12 protein-coding genes are annotated in these 17,457 nt (G+C 63.8%); 8 read left to right on the plus strand and 4 right to left on the minus strand.

Annotation, left to right across the window (positions count from 1 at the left end; genetic code table 11):
- Window position 1: 1 nt before the first annotated feature.
- From NKJ26_RS23540 to NKJ26_RS23550, 3 genes are all read right to left on the minus strand, one after another.
- Window positions 2–1,174 carry an acyl-CoA dehydrogenase family protein gene (locus NKJ26_RS23540; RefSeq protein ID WP_352605561.1) on the minus strand — a complete coding sequence of 391 codons (1,173 nt, stop codon included), beginning with the start codon at window positions 1,172–1,174 and terminating at the stop codon, window positions 2–4.
- A 46-nt stretch (window positions 1,175–1,220) separates the two neighbouring features.
- Window positions 1,221–3,032: an acyl-CoA dehydrogenase gene (locus NKJ26_RS23545; RefSeq protein WP_352697463.1), complete on the minus strand. Its 1,812-nt coding sequence runs from the start codon at window positions 3,030–3,032 to the stop codon at window positions 1,221–1,223.
- Between the two features lie 286 nt (window positions 3,033–3,318).
- On the minus strand, window positions 3,319–3,780 hold the full coding sequence (locus NKJ26_RS23550; protein WP_081689647.1) for a MerR family transcriptional regulator: 462 nt from the start codon (window positions 3,778–3,780) through the stop codon (window positions 3,319–3,321).
- Between the two features lie 453 nt (window positions 3,781–4,233).
- On the opposite strand from NKJ26_RS23550, the gene NKJ26_RS23555 reads away from it, so the two are divergent.
- The 4 genes from NKJ26_RS23555 (at window position 4,234) to NKJ26_RS23570 (ending at window position 11,669) form a co-directional block, all read left to right on the plus strand.
- Window positions 4,234–8,313: a peptidoglycan-binding protein gene (locus NKJ26_RS23555; RefSeq protein WP_352697465.1), complete on the plus strand. Its 4,080-nt coding sequence runs from the start codon at window positions 4,234–4,236 to the stop codon at window positions 8,311–8,313.
- 189 nt (window positions 8,314–8,502) lie between these two features.
- Window positions 8,503–9,426, plus strand: coding sequence for a sulfite exporter TauE/SafE family protein (locus NKJ26_RS23560; protein ID WP_027027593.1), 924 nt, complete (start codon window positions 8,503–8,505; stop codon window positions 9,424–9,426).
- Window positions 9,426–10,217, plus strand: coding sequence for a TIGR02186 family protein (locus NKJ26_RS23565; RefSeq protein WP_352697467.1), 792 nt, complete (start codon window positions 9,426–9,428; stop codon window positions 10,215–10,217). The genes NKJ26_RS23560 and NKJ26_RS23565 overlap by 1 nt, the downstream gene beginning before the upstream one ends.
- Before the next feature lie 195 nt (window positions 10,218–10,412).
- On the plus strand, window positions 10,413–11,669 hold the full coding sequence (locus NKJ26_RS23570; protein ID WP_352697469.1) for an Hsp70 family protein: 1,257 nt from the start codon (window positions 10,413–10,415) through the stop codon (window positions 11,667–11,669).
- A 5-nt stretch (window positions 11,670–11,674) separates the two neighbouring features.
- On the opposite strand, the gene NKJ26_RS23575 is transcribed toward NKJ26_RS23570, so the two are convergent.
- Complete coding sequence (locus NKJ26_RS23575) at window positions 11,675–12,577, minus strand: LysR substrate-binding domain-containing protein (protein WP_352697471.1); 903 nt, start codon at window positions 12,575–12,577, stop codon at window positions 11,675–11,677.
- Between NKJ26_RS23575 and NKJ26_RS23580 the strand changes: the two genes are divergently transcribed.
- From NKJ26_RS23580 to NKJ26_RS23595, 4 genes are read left to right on the plus strand one after another with little or no spacing between them, the layout of a single operon-like run.
- Window positions 12,527–12,853 (plus strand): hypothetical protein, encoded by a 327-nt coding sequence (locus NKJ26_RS23580; protein WP_352697532.1) that lies wholly within the window; start codon window positions 12,527–12,529, stop codon window positions 12,851–12,853. The two genes, NKJ26_RS23575 and NKJ26_RS23580, sit on opposite strands and share 51 nt — an antisense overlap.
- A 2-nt stretch (window positions 12,854–12,855) precedes the next feature.
- Window positions 12,856–15,786, plus strand: a complete 2,931-nt coding sequence (locus tag NKJ26_RS23585) for a molybdopterin oxidoreductase family protein (protein ID WP_352697473.1) — start codon at window positions 12,856–12,858, stop codon at window positions 15,784–15,786.
- Window positions 15,783–16,517, plus strand: coding sequence for a 4Fe-4S dicluster domain-containing protein (locus tag NKJ26_RS23590; RefSeq protein ID WP_352697475.1), 735 nt, complete (start codon window positions 15,783–15,785; stop codon window positions 16,515–16,517). Before NKJ26_RS23585 ends, NKJ26_RS23590 begins: the two co-directional genes overlap by 4 nt.
- 5 nt (window positions 16,518–16,522) lie before the next feature.
- Window positions 16,523–17,455, plus strand: a complete 933-nt coding sequence (locus NKJ26_RS23595) for a dimethyl sulfoxide reductase anchor subunit family protein (RefSeq protein WP_352697477.1) — start codon at window positions 16,523–16,525, stop codon at window positions 17,453–17,455.
- Window positions 17,456–17,457 lie beyond the last annotated feature (2 nt).

Consider the following 17,457-nt stretch of genomic DNA (forward strand, 5'->3'; position numbering starts at 1 on the left):
CTCAGAGCGAGCGTCCGATCAGCAATTTCATGATCTCGTTGGTGCCGCCGTAGATGCGCTGGACGCGAGCGTCGCGGAACATGCGGGCAATCGGATATTCATTCATGTAGCCATAGCCCCCATGCAATTGAAGGCATTCGTCGACGACTTTTCCCTGCAGGTCGCTGAGCCAGTATTTGGCCATCGACGCCGTCACCGGGTCGAGGCCGCCATCGATGTGGCGGGTGACGCAATCATTGTAGAAGACGCGGCCGATGGTGGCTTCGGTCTTCAGCTCGGCCAGCTTGAACTGGGTGTTCTGGAAATCGATGATCGCCTTGCCGAAGGCCTTGCGCTCCTTGACATAGTCGATGGTCAGCGCCAGCGCCCGCTCGATCATGGCGATGGCACCGGTGCCGATCTGCAGCCGCTCCTGCGGCAGCTGCTGCATGAGCTGGACGAAGCCTTGCCCTTCCTCGTGGCCGAGCAGGTTGGAGGTCGGCACGCGCACGTCGTTGAAGAACAGTTCCGACGTGTCGTTGGCCTTCAAGCCGATCTTGTCGAGGTTGCGGCCGCGCTGAAAGCCTTCGACCTCGTCGGTCTCGACGACGATCAGCGAGGTGCCCTTGGCACCCTTCTCCGGATCGGTCTTGGTGACGACGATGACGAAGTTGGCCAGCTGACCATTGGTGATGAAGGTCTTGGAGCCGTTGATCCGGTACTGGTTGCCATCCTTCTGGGCGCGCGTTTTCACGCCTTGCAAATCAGAGCCGGCCCCCGGCTCGGTCATGGCGATGGCGCCGATCAATTCGCCGGTGGCGAGCTTCGGCAGCCATTTCTTCTTCTGCTCCTCGGAGCCGTAGTGAAGGATGTACGGGGCAACGATCGAATTGTGCAGACCGATGCCGAAGCCGTCGACGCCGACATGGCCGATCGCCTCGATAATGGCGCTCTCATGCGCGAAGGTGCCGCCGGAGCCGCCATATTCCTCCGGCATCGAGGCGCAGAGCAGGCCGGCCGCACCGGCTTTCAGCCAGCTCTCGCGGTCGACCATCTCGTTCTTCTCGAACTCGTCGTAGCGCGGCGCGATTTCTTCCGACATGAAGCGTGTTGCCATGTCGTAAAGCATGCCGACCTCATCCGCCGCCCAGGCGGGCTTCGGCAAAGAGAGCACTTCGGCGGGATTTGTCGCCACGATTTCCTCCACGTATCGACAGGCAGAAAGGCTAACGAGATTGAGCTTAGAATGCTTCGGCCGGGAGAGCCATCAGCGTATCGGCGCCGCTCGAAATGCGCGCGAGGTGCGCCGAGGTCTCCGGCATGATCCTCTCCATGAAGAAGCGCGCCGTCACCACCTTGTTGTCGTAGAAGGCCACGTTGTTTTCATGGGAAGATTGGGAGCCGTTGGCGCCGGTCTTGCCAAGTGCCGTCTTTGCCATCTGGCCCCACATGTAGCCCAGCGCGACAAGGCCGAAGAGATGCATGTAGTCGGTCGAGGCGGCACCCGCATTGTCGGGTTTCGCCATGCCGTTCTGCACAAGCCACATGGTTGCCGCCTGCAAATCGTTGAGGCCCTTTTTCAAGGCCTTGGTGAAAAGCGCCATCTTCTCGTCGGAGCGGTTTTCCTCGCAGAATTCGCCGACCTCCTTGAAGAAAGCCTGCGCGGCGCGGCCGCCATTCAAACCAAGCTTGCGGCCGACGAGATCCAGCGCCTGGATGCCGTTGGCGCCCTCATAGATCATGGCGATGCGTGCATCGCGCACGAACTGGCTCATGCCATGCTCTTCGATATAGCCGTGGCCGCCGAACACCTGCTGTGCCGCGACAGCGTGGTCGAACCCTTTGTCGGTGAGCACGCCCTTGACCACCGGCGTCATCAGGCCGGTGTAGTCGTCTGCCGCCTGGCGGTCCTTGTCGTCACCGGAGCGATGCGCGATGTCGGACTTGATCGCGGTCCAAAGCGCCAGCGCGCGGCCGGCCTCGTTGAAGGCTTTCATGGTCATCAGCGAGCGGCGGATGTCGGGATGGACGATGATCGGATCGGCCTTCTTGTCCGGCGCCTTCGGCCCCGATAGCGAACGGCCCTGCAAACGATCCTTGGCGTAGGCAACGGCGTTCTGGTAGGCGATCTCCGACAGCGACAGGCCTTGCAGGCCGACGCCGAGCCGCGCCTCGTTCATCATCGTGAACATCGCCTTGAGGCCGCCATTGGCCTCGCCGAGCAGCGTGCCTTCGGCTTCGTCATAGTTCATGACGCAGGTCGAATTGCCGTGGATGCCCATCTTCTCCTCGATCGAGCCGCAGGAAACGGCGTTCCTTGTCCCCGGATTGCCCGAGGCGTCCAGCTTGAGCTTCGGTACGATGAACAGCGAGATGCCTTTCACGCCTTGCGGCGCGCCCTCGATGCGGGCCAGCACCAGATGGACGATGTTGTCCGACATATCGTGCTCGCCGGCCGAGATGAATATCTTCTGGCCTGAAATCCTGTATGTGTCATCGCCGTTCGGCACCGCCTTCGTGCGCAGCAGGCCGAGATCGGTGCCGCAATGCGGTTCGGTCAGGTTCATGGTGCCGGTCCAGGCGCCTTCGACCATCTTCGGCAACCATTTGGCCTTCTGCTCGTCGGTGCCGTGGGTGATGATCGCCGCGATCGCGCCTTGCGTGAGGCCCGGATACATCATCAGCGACATGTTGGCCGAGACCATGTATTCGGCGACCGCCGTGTGCACCGCATAAGGAAGGCCCTGGCCGCCGAACTCGACAGGCGCGGCCAGCCCCATCCAGCCACCTTCGCGGTACTGGTCGAATGCTTCCTTGAAGCCTTTCGGCGTCGTCACCGAGCCGTCATCATGACGGACGCAACCTTCGATGTCGCCGACGCGGTTGAGCGGATGCATGACGTTCTCGGCAAGCTTGGCGCCTTCGGCGAGGATTGCTTCCAGCACGTCGGGCGTCGCATCGGCAAATCCGGGAAGGTTCGAATAACGCTGGTAGCCCAGCACCTCGTTGAGCACGAACAGCGTATCCTGGACCGGAGCCCTGTATGTCGGCATGCTTTTTCTCCACCCTGCGAACCTGATCCGAAAGCCGCCGAAGTCATGGTCAGGCAGCATGCGGACCCATGTTGAGATCGAGATAGCAAAAATTGACGTTTGCGTAAACGTCAATTTTTCGGCGACGAGATTTCCGCTCGCAGCGCCGCGCGCATAGCAGATCGGCAGGCGCCATACCGAGCAACAGTGAAGAGTAATGCGGGAGCAAGACAACAAAAAAGCCGCGCGGCAGGCCACGCGGCTTTGATAGTCAGCTGTCTGACAGTGTCGGAATCAGCCGATCGGCTTAGCCGGCGACGCTCGCCTGCGGTGCCGAACGCTCGGCCAGCATCTGGCGCACGGCCGTCATCGAGCCGCTCAGCTCGTTGATGGCGTCGTCGATCAGCGCCCGCTGCTTCTGCAGACGGGCAAGCTGCTTTTCCGACTTGTCCAACGCAAGACGCAGCTGTTTGGTGTTGGAGCCGGTCGGGTCGTAGAGATCCATCATCTGCTTGACGTCGCGCAGCGAGAACCCGACCTTGCGGCCGAGCAGGATCAGCTTCAGCCGGGCCTTGTCGCGGCGCGTGTAGAGACGGGTCGAACCGTCACGCTGCGGGTTGAGCAGGCCCTTGTCTTCATAAAAACGCAGCGTGCGCAGCGTCACGCCGTATTTCTTGGCCATCTCGCCGATGCGGACAAGGTCCTCGCCGGCTTCGGCAGGTACGTTATTGGTATTGGCCGCGGTCTCGCCGGCCGAGATAAGCTTCATGGTCACTGGCTTTCCCCGTCTGGTGGCGTCGCGGTCCTGGACCATGCGTCGCCTGACTGAAAGCGGGGGCGTGCCTTCAGCCGTGGTTTCGACAAACAAATCGCAAACGGCACACTCGATGCGCCTTTTACGTTTACGTCAATTCTATACCGATAGCCGCCGCATGACGCAAGGGCGTTCAGTGAACGGTGCTTTATGCCGCACGCAGACGGCGACAATCACTTCCTTGCAACTTCTTAAGCTTGGTTAACGCGTTGTTTACTACGTTGGGCGAAATGTGCGCATGTCGGCTACCCGTGGTTATCCTGTATCGAACTTTTCACGGTTTTTCGGAGCGCGGGCGAAACCCCGGGAAGCTTGTCTTCCACCGTTGCAGGCAAGCGCGGTCGCCTTCGTTCCGACAGGGACTTGGGAACTGGTCGCAACCGGCCAATCTGAAAGACGGACGCACCTATGAACAGCAAGCGGTCCTATCTCGACACACTCAACGCCGGCAGGCAGCGCAAGCCGCAGACCACGCTGGAGCAGTTGAACCGCTCGTTGGAGACGCTGGAACAGCGCCTGGAGCGGACGCGCGAGGACACGATGGGACGTCCCGATCCGCGCTATCCCGCGACCGATCCGCGCTATCCCGCCGCTCAGGCCACCGGCCAGCAGCGCTGGTACGAAGATCCGCAGCCGACGCCACGCGCGAAGAGCCCGTCGCAGGCTCCCACCTTCGAGCAGAACTATCAGGCAATTGCCCGCGACATCGACCGCGTGCGCAGCCAGGAAGACGGCGTCGCCATTGTCGGCAAGATCGCCGGCGAGCTGCGCGGCATGCGCGAGGAACTGCGCCATCAGATGACGGCCGGACTGCAACGCGAATTCGAGGTCCTGCGCAAGGATATCGACCGCGCCTTCCAGTCAAACGCCAAGCCAGGCGCCCCATCGGGCGTCCTGGCCAAGGGCAGCGCCGAACTCGGCGTCGAATTCGAACGGCTTTCGGGCGCCATCCAGACGCTTGCCGAGAGGAGCGACGACCGAAGCGTCAACATGCTGCGGCTTGAGCTCGAACAGGTCAAGGCGGCGCTCGACACACTGGCGCGCGAGGAGAGCGTGCAGAAGGTCGACCGCCGCTGGGACGATTTCGATCGCCGCTGGACGGCCTTCGAGGACCGTGTCGACGCCGACCAGCGCAAACGTTCAGGCGACCCCGCCCTTTCGGCGCTGACCGACCGGCTGGAGCAGATCAGCAACGCCGTCAACAACCTGCCTGAATCGCTGTCGCTACGCTCGCTGGAGGAAAAGGTGCGCACGCTGGCCGGCGCAGTCGATCACTTCGCCAGCCGGCAGGACAATCGCGGCGGCGACACGCTTGCTCTGATCGACGAGCGGCTGGACGAGATTTCCCGTGCCATCGTTGCGTCGACCGTCGCGGCACAAGCCAATTCAGTCGACCACGAAGCCTTCGCGCGCATCGAGAAGCGGATCGATTCGCTCGCCAAGCAGATCGAGGAGGTGGCGCAGGATCATCCGGGCAACGCGGTGATGGATCGGCTGGTCACGCTGTCAGGTCGGGTCGACGAGCTCGCCGGCCGCGCCAACCTGCCCGAGCAGGCGATGGAACGGCTGGCCAAGCAGATCGCGCTCATCGCCGACAAGATCGACCAGGCGCCTGCCATGCCCGACGCCGACTATATCTTCCACGGGCTGGAGCAGCGCTTCGACGTGCTGTCGGGCATGATGGAACGCCGCCAGGGCGACGCCATCGAACAGGGCAATATTCTGTTCCGCGATCTCGAACGCCGGCTGGACGAGGTCGCCGACCGGCTGGACCAGCGCATGCCGCAAGTCGACAGCGCCGGCATCATGGATGCCATCGACGCCCGCTTCACCGCGCTCGCCAAGCGGATGGAGACACGCATTCCCGATCCCGCCGGCGAAGCGGCGATCCGTGGCTTGGAGAGCCGGCTCGAGGACATTTCACGCCGGCTGGATGCGTCGGCCGCACAGGTCGCCGGTATCGATCCGGCACTGATCCGCAGCTTGGAGGCACAAGTTGCCGGCCTTTCCGCCCATCTGTCCAAGCCCAGCACTCCGCTGCCGGAATTCGAGGATATCAGCCCGCGCCTCAACGAAATCGAAAAGGCGTTGGCGGGCACCCGCGATTCGATCCTCGGCGCGGCACGCGACGCGGCCGAAAGCGCGGTGCGTTCGTTGGCCGGTTCAGACGCCAACACGACCGCCGTTTCCGGCCTTGCCCAGGACCTGAAGACGCTCGAGACGCTGACGCGTCGTTCCGACGAGCGCAATTCGAGAACCTTCGAGGCCATCCACGACACGCTGCTCAAGATCGTCGACAGGCTGGGCTCCCTCGAGACCAGCGAACCATCCGAGGCGGTAAGCGAACTCCTGGACACACGGCCGGACGAGGCGGTCGGCAGGCGCCGCATGCGTGCTGCCAAGATGGCGGTGGCAGCGCCGTCGATGGACATCGATGAGCCTGTTCCGTTGACCGGGGACATCGCCGATCTCGATGGCCGCGCCGCCGCCTCGCTGCGCAGCGACCTGGGCACGCGAAGCGACCTGGGCACGCGCAACGACCCGGGTACGCGCAGCGACCTGGGTACGCGCTCACCCGCCGAAGCCGCCGCTGCGGCCGCCATGGCCGCGCTCGGTTCCGACGCGCTCGCCGAAAAAGGCGAGCCGGCAAGCCGCCGCAAGTCGATGTTCGGCGGGCTGGCACGCGCCTTCAAGGGCAAAAAGGAGGCCGACGTTCCGCCGCTGGCCGGCTCGGCGCCTACCGCCGACGTTTCGAGCGTCGATCTCGATGAGCCGCTCGATCCGAAAGTGGCCAATCGCCCGCTGGAGCCCGGCTCCGGTGCGCCTGACCTCAACGCCATCATGAAGCGTGTACGCGATGAGCGCGGGCAACCGGCAAAGCTCAGCGGCGGCGACGCCGCGAAATCGGATTTCATCGCGGCGGCCCGGCGCGCCGCGCAGGCCGCCGCTGCCGAGGCCGATGCGTTGAAGCGCCAGTCGACAATGAAGGGGCCGGTGAAGGCGCTCAGGATCGGCGACCTGCTCAAGGCCCGGCGCAAGCCGATCCTGATGGCGGCGGCCGCGATCATGCTGGCGCTTGCCGGCCTGCAGCTCGGCAAGGCGTTCTTCTCCGACCCCACCCAGGTGGCGAGCAGCGACCCGGCGCCGATCGTCGCCTCGCAACCGGTGGAAACGGCTTCCGCCGACGCCTCAAGCCGGCCGAAGACGGAAGCCCACCCCGCGGCCACGGACAGCGCAGCGGCCCAGGCCGTCAGGCAGGCGGAGCCATCCGCGCCGGCAACAAAGGACGATATGGTTGCGCAGACCGCCCTGGTCATGCCGTCGGACACCGACGCGATGCCGGTCGCAGCGCCGGCGGTCGAGACTGCCCAGACTGCGGCTTCGGCCACACCTTCCGGCCAGGGCGCAACCGCCTCGGACACTATGGCTTTGACCGAACCTGCCGCCGTTGCTCCAATCTCTGCCGCCCCACCTTCCGCTGGTCCGAGCTCTGCCGCTTCGGCGCCGGCCGCTGCCGCGGGCACGCAAGCGACGGATGCCCACACCGCCACGGAGCCGACCGCGGCAGCGGCCACGGATACCACCGGCGCCGTTACGCCCGCGGGCAACTCCGCGGTCACCGCCACGGCCGAATTCGACATTCCAGCCGATGCCGGTCCGCCCGCCTTGCGCGATGCTGCCGGCGGTGGCGACGCCAAGGCACTGTTCGAGGTCGGCTCGCGCTACGCCGAGTCGCGCGGCGTCAAGGAAGACATGGCGGCAGCGGCAAAATGGTACGGGAAATCGGCGGAACTCGGCTTCGCGCCGGCCGAGTACCGCATCGGCAATTTCTATGAGAAGGGCATCGGCGTCGCGCGCGACATCAAGAAGTCGAAGACCTGGTACCAGCTCGCCGCCGAACAGGGCAACGCCAGCGCCATGCACAATCTGGCGGTGCTGTTCGCCATGGCTGCGGACGGCGTGACCGACAATGAATCGGCGGCGCACTGGTTCCAGGAAGCCGCCGACCTCGGTGTCAAGGACAGCCAGTTCAATCTCGGTATCCTCGCCGCCAAAGGCGTCGGCATGAAGCAGAACCTGGAGGAATCCTACAAATGGTTCGCGCTCGTGGCCAAGACCGGTGACAAGGATGCGGCGGCCAAGCGCGACGAGATCGCCAACGCGCTGCGGCCCGAGCAGCTCGAGCGCGCGCGTGCCGCGGCCGAATTGTGGAAGGCCAAGCCGCTCAACGCGGCAGCCAATTCGGTCGACATTCCCGAATCCTGGCAGGATGGCACGCCGCAGACCACCGCCAGTATCGACATGAAGAAGGCGGTCAAGAACATCCAGCTCATCCTTAACAAGAACGGCTACGATGCCGGCGGCGCGGATGGCGTCATGGGCGAGAAAACCAAGACCGCAATCATCGCTTTCCAGACCGACAACAAGATGCCGGCCACCGGCACGGTCGACGAGAAACTTGTCAGGGCATTGCTGGCGCGCAAATAACGGCAGAAGCGTCGCTTCCACGATGCTCTTGCCACACATTTGCCTGTTAACAGATTGAGATGGTTTTGTTTCGGTGGCGTGGCGTGGTTTGACTTGGCCACGTTGCCGGCGCAAGAACGATAAGGCTTTTCGGTGGAGACGTCCGCAACGGACGGCGCCGTCGGCAGGCAAACCGATCGAGACTGACGGGTGGGCATCTATCTCCCGATTGCGGAAATTTCCGTCAACGTCTTCGTGCTGCTGGCCATGGGCGCCGCGGTGGGTTTCCTGTCGGGCATGTTCGGCGTCGGAGGTGGTTTTCTCATCACGCCGCTGCTGATCTTCTACAACATTCCACCGGCGATCGCGGTCGCAACCGGCGCCAACCAGGTCATCGCCTCCTCCTTCTCCGGCGCGCTGTCGCATATGAAGCGGGGCACGCTCGACTTCAAGCTCGGCGGGGTGCTGCTTGCCGGCGGCGTTGTGGGGTCCACCGGCGGCATCTACGTCTTCGCCTTCCTGCGCAGGCTCGGCCAGCTCGACCTGTTCATCTCGCTGCTTTACGTCGTGCTGCTCGGCACCGTCGGCGGGCTGATGCTGGTCGAAAGCATCAATGCGCTGCGCGCCACGCGCAGCGGCGCGGCACCAGTTCTGAAGAAATCCGGCCAGCACAACTGGATCCACCGCCTGCCGCTGAAGATGCGGTTCAGGGCGTCGAAACTGTTCGTGAGCGTCATCCCGGTGCTTGGCCTCGGCGCCGGCATCGGCTTCCTGTCGTCGATCATGGGTGTCGGCGGCGGCTTCATCATGGTGCCGGCGCTGATCTATCTCCTGAAGGTGCCTACCAATGTCGTCATCGGCACCTCGCTGTTCCAGATCATCTTCACCTCCGCCTATACGACGCTGGTGCATGCCACGACCAACCAGACGGTCGATGTGATGCTCGCCTTCCTGCTGATGGCGGGCGGCGTGGCAGGGGCCCAATATGGCGCCAAGGCCGGCCAGAAGCTGCGCGGCGAGCAACTGAGGGCACTGCTGGCGCTGCTGGTTCTGGCCGTGGCCATCCGGCTTGCCATCGGCCTCTTCGTCACTCCGCCAAACCTTTACTCGCTGTCCGGCGTGGGCCTCGACTGATGAAGGGCCTGAGAACGCTCGCAGCCGCCAGTCTCCTGTCGCTGATTGCGGCCGCCGCGCCGACGATGGCGCAGACGCCCCCGACGGAAGGCATCCAGATCGGCCTTTCCACCGACGCGGTGTCGATCACCGCCGGCTTCTCGGGCGCCGACCTGACCATTTTCGGTTCGCTGGAAAATCCCGATCCGCTGGTCGCGCGCCAAGGGCGCTACGACGTCATCGTCGTGCTCGAAGGGCCGCCCAAGCCGGTTGTGGTGCGCCGCAAGGACCGGGTGCTCGGCGTCTGGGTCAATCTGGAGTCCGAGACATTCGAGAACGTGCCGGTTTCCTATTCGGTGGCGACGACGCGGCCGCTACAGGACATCACCGAACCGAACAGCTACAAGCAGCTGTCGCTCGGCGCCTCCAACCTCTACATGCAACCCGCCGATGCCGGCGACAGCCCGGTGACGATCGAGGAATTCACGGCTGCCTTGCGTGAGCGCAAGGCAGCCGCCGGCCTCTACAGCGAGAATGTCGGCGGCGTACAGTTCCTGTCGCAGAACCTGTTCCGCGCCACAGTCCGGCTGGCGCCGAATGTGCCGGTCGGAACCCACAAGGCGCGCGCCTTCCTGTTCAAGAGCGGCCTGTTCATCAAGGAGAGCTCGGCCCAGCTCGAAATCCGCAAATCCGGTTTCGAACAGTCGATCTTCCGCGTCGCCCACGACTACTCGTTCCTCTACGGCTTCTTCGCGGTGTCGCTGGCCATGATCACAGGCTGGCTCGGAAGGCTGATCTTCCGCAAGGACTGAGGCTTCCAATCCTGTGGCACGGGCCTCCCAAAAAGAGGTTTCCCTTTCGCCGATCATGCTATAGACCGCCCCTCCCAGCCCGACGGGCAAACACGCACAATCAATCTGGCAGAGCGGTCCGGGTCGCCCGGGGCGACAGCGCGCGCTGCGACGGCGCGCCGAATCCACTGCCGGGGATAATCACAGGAGGCTGCGGTGCGACCAGCATTCGCCGGCATCGACTTCGGCACTTCGAATTCAACCGTTGGCGTGGTCCGCAACGGGCAGCCTCGTCTCGTCGCGCTTGAAGACGGCCAGGTCACGCTTCCAAGCGCGGTGTTCTTCAACTTCGAGGACAACCGCACCTGTTTCGGCCGCCACGCCATCGCCAACTACACCGACAACGTCGAAGGCCGGCTCATGCGCTCGCTGAAAAGCGTGCTCGGCAGTTCGCTGGCCCATGAAAAGACGCGCATCAAGGCGCGCTCGATCGGTTTCATGGAGATCATCGGCCTGTTCCTCGGGCATCTCAAGGAGAAGCTGGAGCACGACGCCGGAGACGTGGTCGAGACGGTGGTGCTCGGCCGCCCGGTGCAGTTCGTCGATGACGATGCCGAAGCCGACGCGAATGCCCAAGGCGAACTCGAAAAAGCCGCTCGCGCCCAAGGCTTCAAGAACATCGCTTTCCAGTTCGAGCCGATCGCGGCGGCACTCGACTATGAGCAGAAGGTGACGCGCGAGGAACTGGCGCTGATCATCGACATGGGCGGCGGCACGTCGGACTTTTCGGTCGTGCGCGTCTCGCCGGAGCGCTCCCGGTCGCCGGACCGCAAGGACGACATCCTGGCCAGCCGGGGCGTCCACATCGGTGGCACCGATTTCGACCGGCTGCTGAGCATCGCCCATGTCATGCCTCGGCTCGGCTATCTCACCCCGACCAAGGATGGCAAGCGCAATCTGCCGGCCAGCTACTTCATCGATCTCGCAACATGGCAGCGCATCAACCTGGTCTACACCGCCAAGGCGATGACGCATCTGCGCCAGATCCGCTACGAGGCCGAGCGTGCCGACCTGGTCGACCGCTTCATCGACATCGTCGAGCACCGTTACGGTCACGCGCTGGCTGCACTTGTCGAGAAGGCCAAAATCGAGTTGACCGACAGACCGTCGGCTCAAGTCGCGGTGAAGCTGCCCGGCGCCGCGTTCGCCGCCGAGATCACAAGCGGCGGGCTGGACGCCACGATCGCCAGAGACATCGAGCGGGTCACCGAAACTGTGACGCAGACCATCAAGGACGCGCAAGTCAAGCCATCAGACATCACCGCGGTGTTCCTGACCGGCGGATCGACCGCGATCCCTCTGGCAAGGCGAGAGATCCTGTCGCTGGTGCCGCAGGCATCCGTCATCGAAGGCGATATGTTCGGTTCGGTCGGACTTGGCCTGGCACTCGATGCGCAGCGAAAGTTCCGCTGATCCTGCTAGGTAGCGTCGCTTCCAAGGGTTTCGGCGCCGAGATGTGCCTTCAGTGCGATCTGGGCCAGGCTTTCCTGGCGGTCGCGATGGGTGATCATGGCGAAGTCGCGCTTTGGCAATTCGAGCGGCACGGACCGCAGACTGCCTTCGGCCACGGCGCGCCCGACGACGAGTTCCGAAATGATAGTGGCGCCAGCGCCCGCCTCGACCGCCTGGCGAACGGCCTCGTTGCTTGGCAGCACCAGAAACACCTGCAAGTCCGCGAGTGAAATCCCCTCGCGGCGCGCCAGATCCTCCAACACCTCGCGCGTGCCCGAACCGCCCTCGCGGATGATCCAGCGCAGGCCTCTGATATCGGGACGGCCAGGTGCGATTTCGGCGATCTCGGGATGCGAGCTGGCGACGACCAGCACCAGCCTGTCAACATCGACCTTGGCGCGGCGCAATATGTCCGATTCGGTGCGCCCTTCGACCAGGCCGAGATCCGCCGCGCCGTCGAGGACATTGGCCTCGACCTGCCTTGTGTTGCCGATGGTGACGCTCAGCCTGACGGCGGGATAGGCTTCGTGGAAGGAAGCCAGCCGGCGCGGCAGCCAGTAGCTGGCGATGGTCAGGCTGGCGGCGATCGACAGGCTGCCAGCCACCGTCTGCGAGACATGCTCCAGCACGTTGCGGGCCGCGGCGGCTCGCTCAAGCACGGCCTTGGCCTCCGGCAGGAACCGGTGACCGGTCTGGGCGAGCTCGATATTGCGGCCGACCCGGTTGAACAGATGGACACCGTGCTGTTCCTCAAGCGCGCGAATGGCGGCCGAGGCCGCCGACTGGGAAATGCCCAGCAACTCCGCCGCCTTGGTCATATGGCCGCGCTCGGCGACAGCTACGAAAATCCGCAATTGGTCCAGGGTCATGCGCGCATTAAAAACCAATATCGATCGAATTTACAAGAACAACTGATTAGACGGATCGATCGCTTTGTTCTACCTTTTCACGCGAAGTTAGAAAAAATTCGCCAGAAGATCGCAGAGAACAGAATGGTCGGGCGGTTCAAATCTCTGCTTGCGCATTGGACCCGCGGCATTCGACGGCGACTGGCCGGCGATCGCTATCATCCGGAAGAACATTACATGCGCGGTCCCGGGACGAAGACGCGAGCCAAATCCACCGGCGGCGTGGGCACCGCCTGATCATGACGCAGGGACTGCTTCGCGGCGCGAATTCGGCACCATCGCAACGCCCGCTTGCCGACACCAGCGCACCTGATGAAGGCGACGGCGTCGACACGTCGCCAAGCGTTTTCGACAGCGTCGCCAAGACGACCTGCTACATGTGCGCCTGCCGCTGCGGCATCGACGTGCACATCAAGGACGGCAAGATCCGCTACATCAACGGCAACAAGGACCATCCGGTCAATCGCGGCGTGATCTGCGGCAAGGGCAGTTCCGGCATCATGCAGCACTACAGCCCGGCCAGGCTGAAGAAACCGTTGCTGCGCACCGGCCCGCGCGGCTCGGGCGAATTCCGCGAGATCGAGTGGGAGGAAGCGTTCTCGATCGCTACGGAGCGGCTCTCGGCCATGCGCCGGACCGACCCGAAGAAACTCGCTTTCTTTACCGGGCGGGATCAATCGCAATCGTTGACTGGCTGGTGGGCGAGCCAGTTCGGGACACCCAACTTTGCTGCCCATGGCGGCTTCTGCTCGGTCAACATGGCGGCCGGCGGTCTCTACACGATCGGTGGATCCTTCTGGGAATTCGGCGAGCCCGACTGGGACAACACCAGATACTTCATGCTGTTCGGCGTCGCCGAGGATCACGATTCCAACCCGATCAAGATCGGTCTCGGCAAGCTCAAGGCACGCGGCGCCAAGGTGGTGTCGATCAATCCATGCCGCACCGGCTACAATGCTATCGCCGACGACTGGATCGGCATCCGGCCCGGCACCGACGGCCTGTTCGTGTTTGCCCTCATCCACGAATTGCTGAAGGCCGGCCGCGTCGATCTCGATTATCTCCTGCGCTACACCAATGCCCATACCCTCGTCATCCAGGAGCCGCGTTCGGCCGATGACGGGCTGTTCGTGCGCGACGGCGATGGCAATCCGCTGGCGTGGGACAGGGTGGCGAAGACATCGGTCCACGCAACCGATCCGGAGGCAAAGCCGGCGCTAACTGGCAATTTCACGATAAACGGGCGCCGCTGCGTTCCGGTATTCCAGCTGATCGCCGACCGCTACCTCGACGAGAGCTATGCGCCCGACGCGGTCGCGGAGCGGTGCGGGATTTCCGCGGATACGATCCGCAGGATCGCCGCCGAACTCGCCCATGTCGCCTTCGAACAGATGATCGAACTTCCTGTTGCATGGACCGACTGGGCCGGGCGCCGGCACGAGACGATCAAGGGGCGGCCTGTCTCGATGCACGCCATGCGCGGCATCTCCGCCCATTCGAACGGTTTTCACACATGCCGCGCCCTCCATCTCCTCCAAGTGCTACTGGGCACGGTGGATGTTCCAGGCGGCTTCCGCTTCAAGCCGCCCTATCCCAGATCGGCGCCACCCGGACCAAAACCGGCGGGCAAGACCACCAAGCCGATGACGCCGCTCGACGGCATGCCGCTCGGTTTCGTCTGCGGGCCAGATGACCTGCTGGTCGATGGGGCGGGCATGCCGACCCGTATCGACAAAGCCTATTCCTGGGATGCCCCGCTGGCCGCGCACGGTCTGATGCACACCGTCATCCGCAACGCCTGGGCCGGCGATCCCTACAGGATCGACACGCTGATGATGTACATGTCGAACATGGCCTGGAATTCCTCGATGAACACCGTCGAGACCATGGCGATGCTGACGGATCACGACGGGGCCGGCAATTACAAGATCCCCTTCATCATCTATTCCGATGCCTATTATTCCGAAACGGTGCCGTTCGCCGACCTGGTGCTGCCGGACACGACATATCTGGAGCGCCATGACTGCATCAGCCTGCTGGACCGGCCGATCAGCCATGCCGACGGCCCGGGTGATGCCATACGCCATCCCGTCGTCGAGCCGGACCGGGACGTCAGACCATTCCAGTCGGTGTTGATCGAACTCGGCGCCCGGCTCGGTCTGCCCGGCTTCGTCGATGAAGACGGCACGGCCAAGTACCGCGACTATGCCGACTATATCGTCAACCATGAGCGCACGCCGGGCATCGGCCCACTCGCCGGCTGGCGCGGCAAGGACGGCGCCTCGATCGGCAGGGGCGAAGCCAATCCGGACCAGTTGCAACGCTACATCGACAATGGTGGTTTCTGGCATCGGGATTTCGCTGAGGACCAGCGCTATTACAAGATGGCCAACCGCTCCTATCTCGACTTCGCGGTGCAGATGGGTTTCATCCCCAAGGCGGAGCCGATCGTCTTTCAGCTCTATTCCGAGCCGTTGCAGCGCTTCCGTCTGGCCGCGCGTGGCCATGGCCGCGTTTTGCCGCCGGAAAGCGAGCGCCAGCGCATCGATATCTACATGGACCCGCTGCCGTTCTGGTACACGCCCTTCGAGGAAGCGGTGGTCGATGTCCGGAAATATCCGCTGCACGCGCTGACACAGCGGCCGATGCACATGTACCATTCCTGGGGCTCGCAGAATGCGTGGCTCAGGCAGATCACCAGCCAAAACCGGCTGTTCGTGCATCATCGGACCGCCGCCGGCCTCGACCTTGCCGATGACGACTGGGTATGGATCGAAAGCATCAACGGCAGGGTAAAGGGACAGATCAAGCTGGTCGACGGCGTAAATGAGAGCACGGTGTGGACCTGGAATGCCATCGGCAAAAGACGCGGCAGCTGGGGCCTGAAGGACGATGCCGCCGAGAGTAATCGCGGCTTCCTGCTCAATCACATCATCGGCGACCAGACCTCGGCCGATACCAACGGCAAGCGCTATTCGAATTCCGATCCCGTGACCGGCCAGGCGGCGTGGTTCGACCTTCGCGTGCGCATCGTCAAATGCGCGGCCGAGGAAGCCGGCTTCACCGAGCCGCAATTCGAGCGTTTCCAGCAGCCGCCACATTTCGAGCCGTCGCCCGGCAGACTGAGTTTCGGCGCCGAGTTTCGCGTGAACAGAGAAGCCGCCGAATGACCTGCCTTCCCGTTCACACCGACAAAAAGCTCGGCCTCGTCATCGACCTCGACACCTGTGTCGGGTGCCAAGCCTGCGTCACCGCCTGCAAGGAATGGAACACCGGCGGCCACATGGCACCGCTGACCGATATCGACCCCTATGGCGGCCATGCAGACGGCGTCTGGTTCAACCGCGTGCACAGCTACGAACACACAACCGGGATGGGCGGTCGCACGGTGAATTTCCCGCGCTCCTGCCTGCACTGCGACACGCCGGCCTGTGTCACGGTCTGCCCGACCGGCGCCTCCTACAAGCGAGCCTCGGACGGTATCGTGCTGATCGACGAGGACAAGTGCATCGGCTGCAAACTGTGCAGCTGGGCCTGCCCCTATGGCGCGCGCGAGTTCGACACCGATGTCGGCGTCATGAAGAAATGCACGCTGTGCATCGACCGCATCTACAATAACAATCTGGCCGAAGAAGACCGCGTGCCGGCCTGCGTCGCCGCCTGCCCGACCAGCGCCCGGCATTTCGGCGATCTCGGCGATCCCCTGTCGGCTGTGTCGCAACTGGTGGCGGAGCGCGGCGGTGTCGACCTGATGCCTGAGCTCGGCTATCATCCGACCAACAAATACCTGCCGCCACGCGCCCATACGCAGCGCGCCGCATCGGTGGCCGCACCCGCGCTGGAGCCGGTGCGAGCCGAAGGCGGCTTCCTCGGCTGGGTCGACCGCATGCTTTCGAACTGACCTCCATGCATCCAGCCTTTTCTGTCGTCTTCTTCACCGCAGCAACCGGTGCCGGCTATGGGCTGCTGGCGCTGATGGGCGTGCTCGGAGGCTTCCAAATCATCCCGCCCGATTTCTGGTTGGGCCTCATCGGCATGGGCCTGGCGCTCGGCCTGATCACCGCCGGCCTGCTGTCGTCGACCGGCCATCTCGGCAGACCCGAACGCGCCTGGCGGGCGTTCTCGCAATGGCGCAGTTCGTGGCTGTCGCGTGAAGGCGTCGCCTCGGTCGCGACTTTCATTCCGGCAGGCTTGTTCGGTATCGGCTGGGTATTCTTCGGCCGCACCGATGGCTGGGTCGGCATCGCCGGATTGCTGGCGGCTGTTGGCGCCGTCGTCACCGTCTGCACCACAGGGATGATCTACGCATCGCTGGCGCCAATCGCCCAGTGGCACAGCCGCTTCACGCTGCCCGCCTATCTCATCTTCTCGGCGATGACCGGCAGCGTGCTGTTGAATGCGTTGCTGCAGGGCTTTGCCCTCGGTTCGAAAATGCTGGCGGCTTGCGTACTGCTGACCTTGCTTGGCTGGGGCTGGAAGCTGGCGACCTGGCGCCACAACGACCAGATTGAAATCCCCACCAATGCCAACACTGCCACCGGCCTAGCCGGCGGCACGGTGCGGTCGCTGGAATGGCCCCATACCGAGGAAAATTACCTGCTCAAGGAAATGGGTTTTCGCATCGCGCGCAAGCACAGCGCGCGGCTGCGCCGGATCACGCAGCTTCTGGCTTTTGCCTTGCCCGTTCTGCTGCTCGCCGCTTCCTTCGCCTTGTCATGGCCCTTTGCGGCGGTACTGTCCCTGCTCGCCGCAATCGCCCAGTTCGCCGGCATGCTGGTCGAACGCTGGCTGTTCTTCGCGGAGGCGAAGCACACGGTGACGCTCTACTATGGACGTTAAGG

Origin of the sequence: Mesorhizobium sp. M0152 (assembly GCF_040322415.1) — a bacterium.
Classification (GTDB): Bacteria; Pseudomonadota; Alphaproteobacteria; order Rhizobiales; family Rhizobiaceae; genus Mesorhizobium.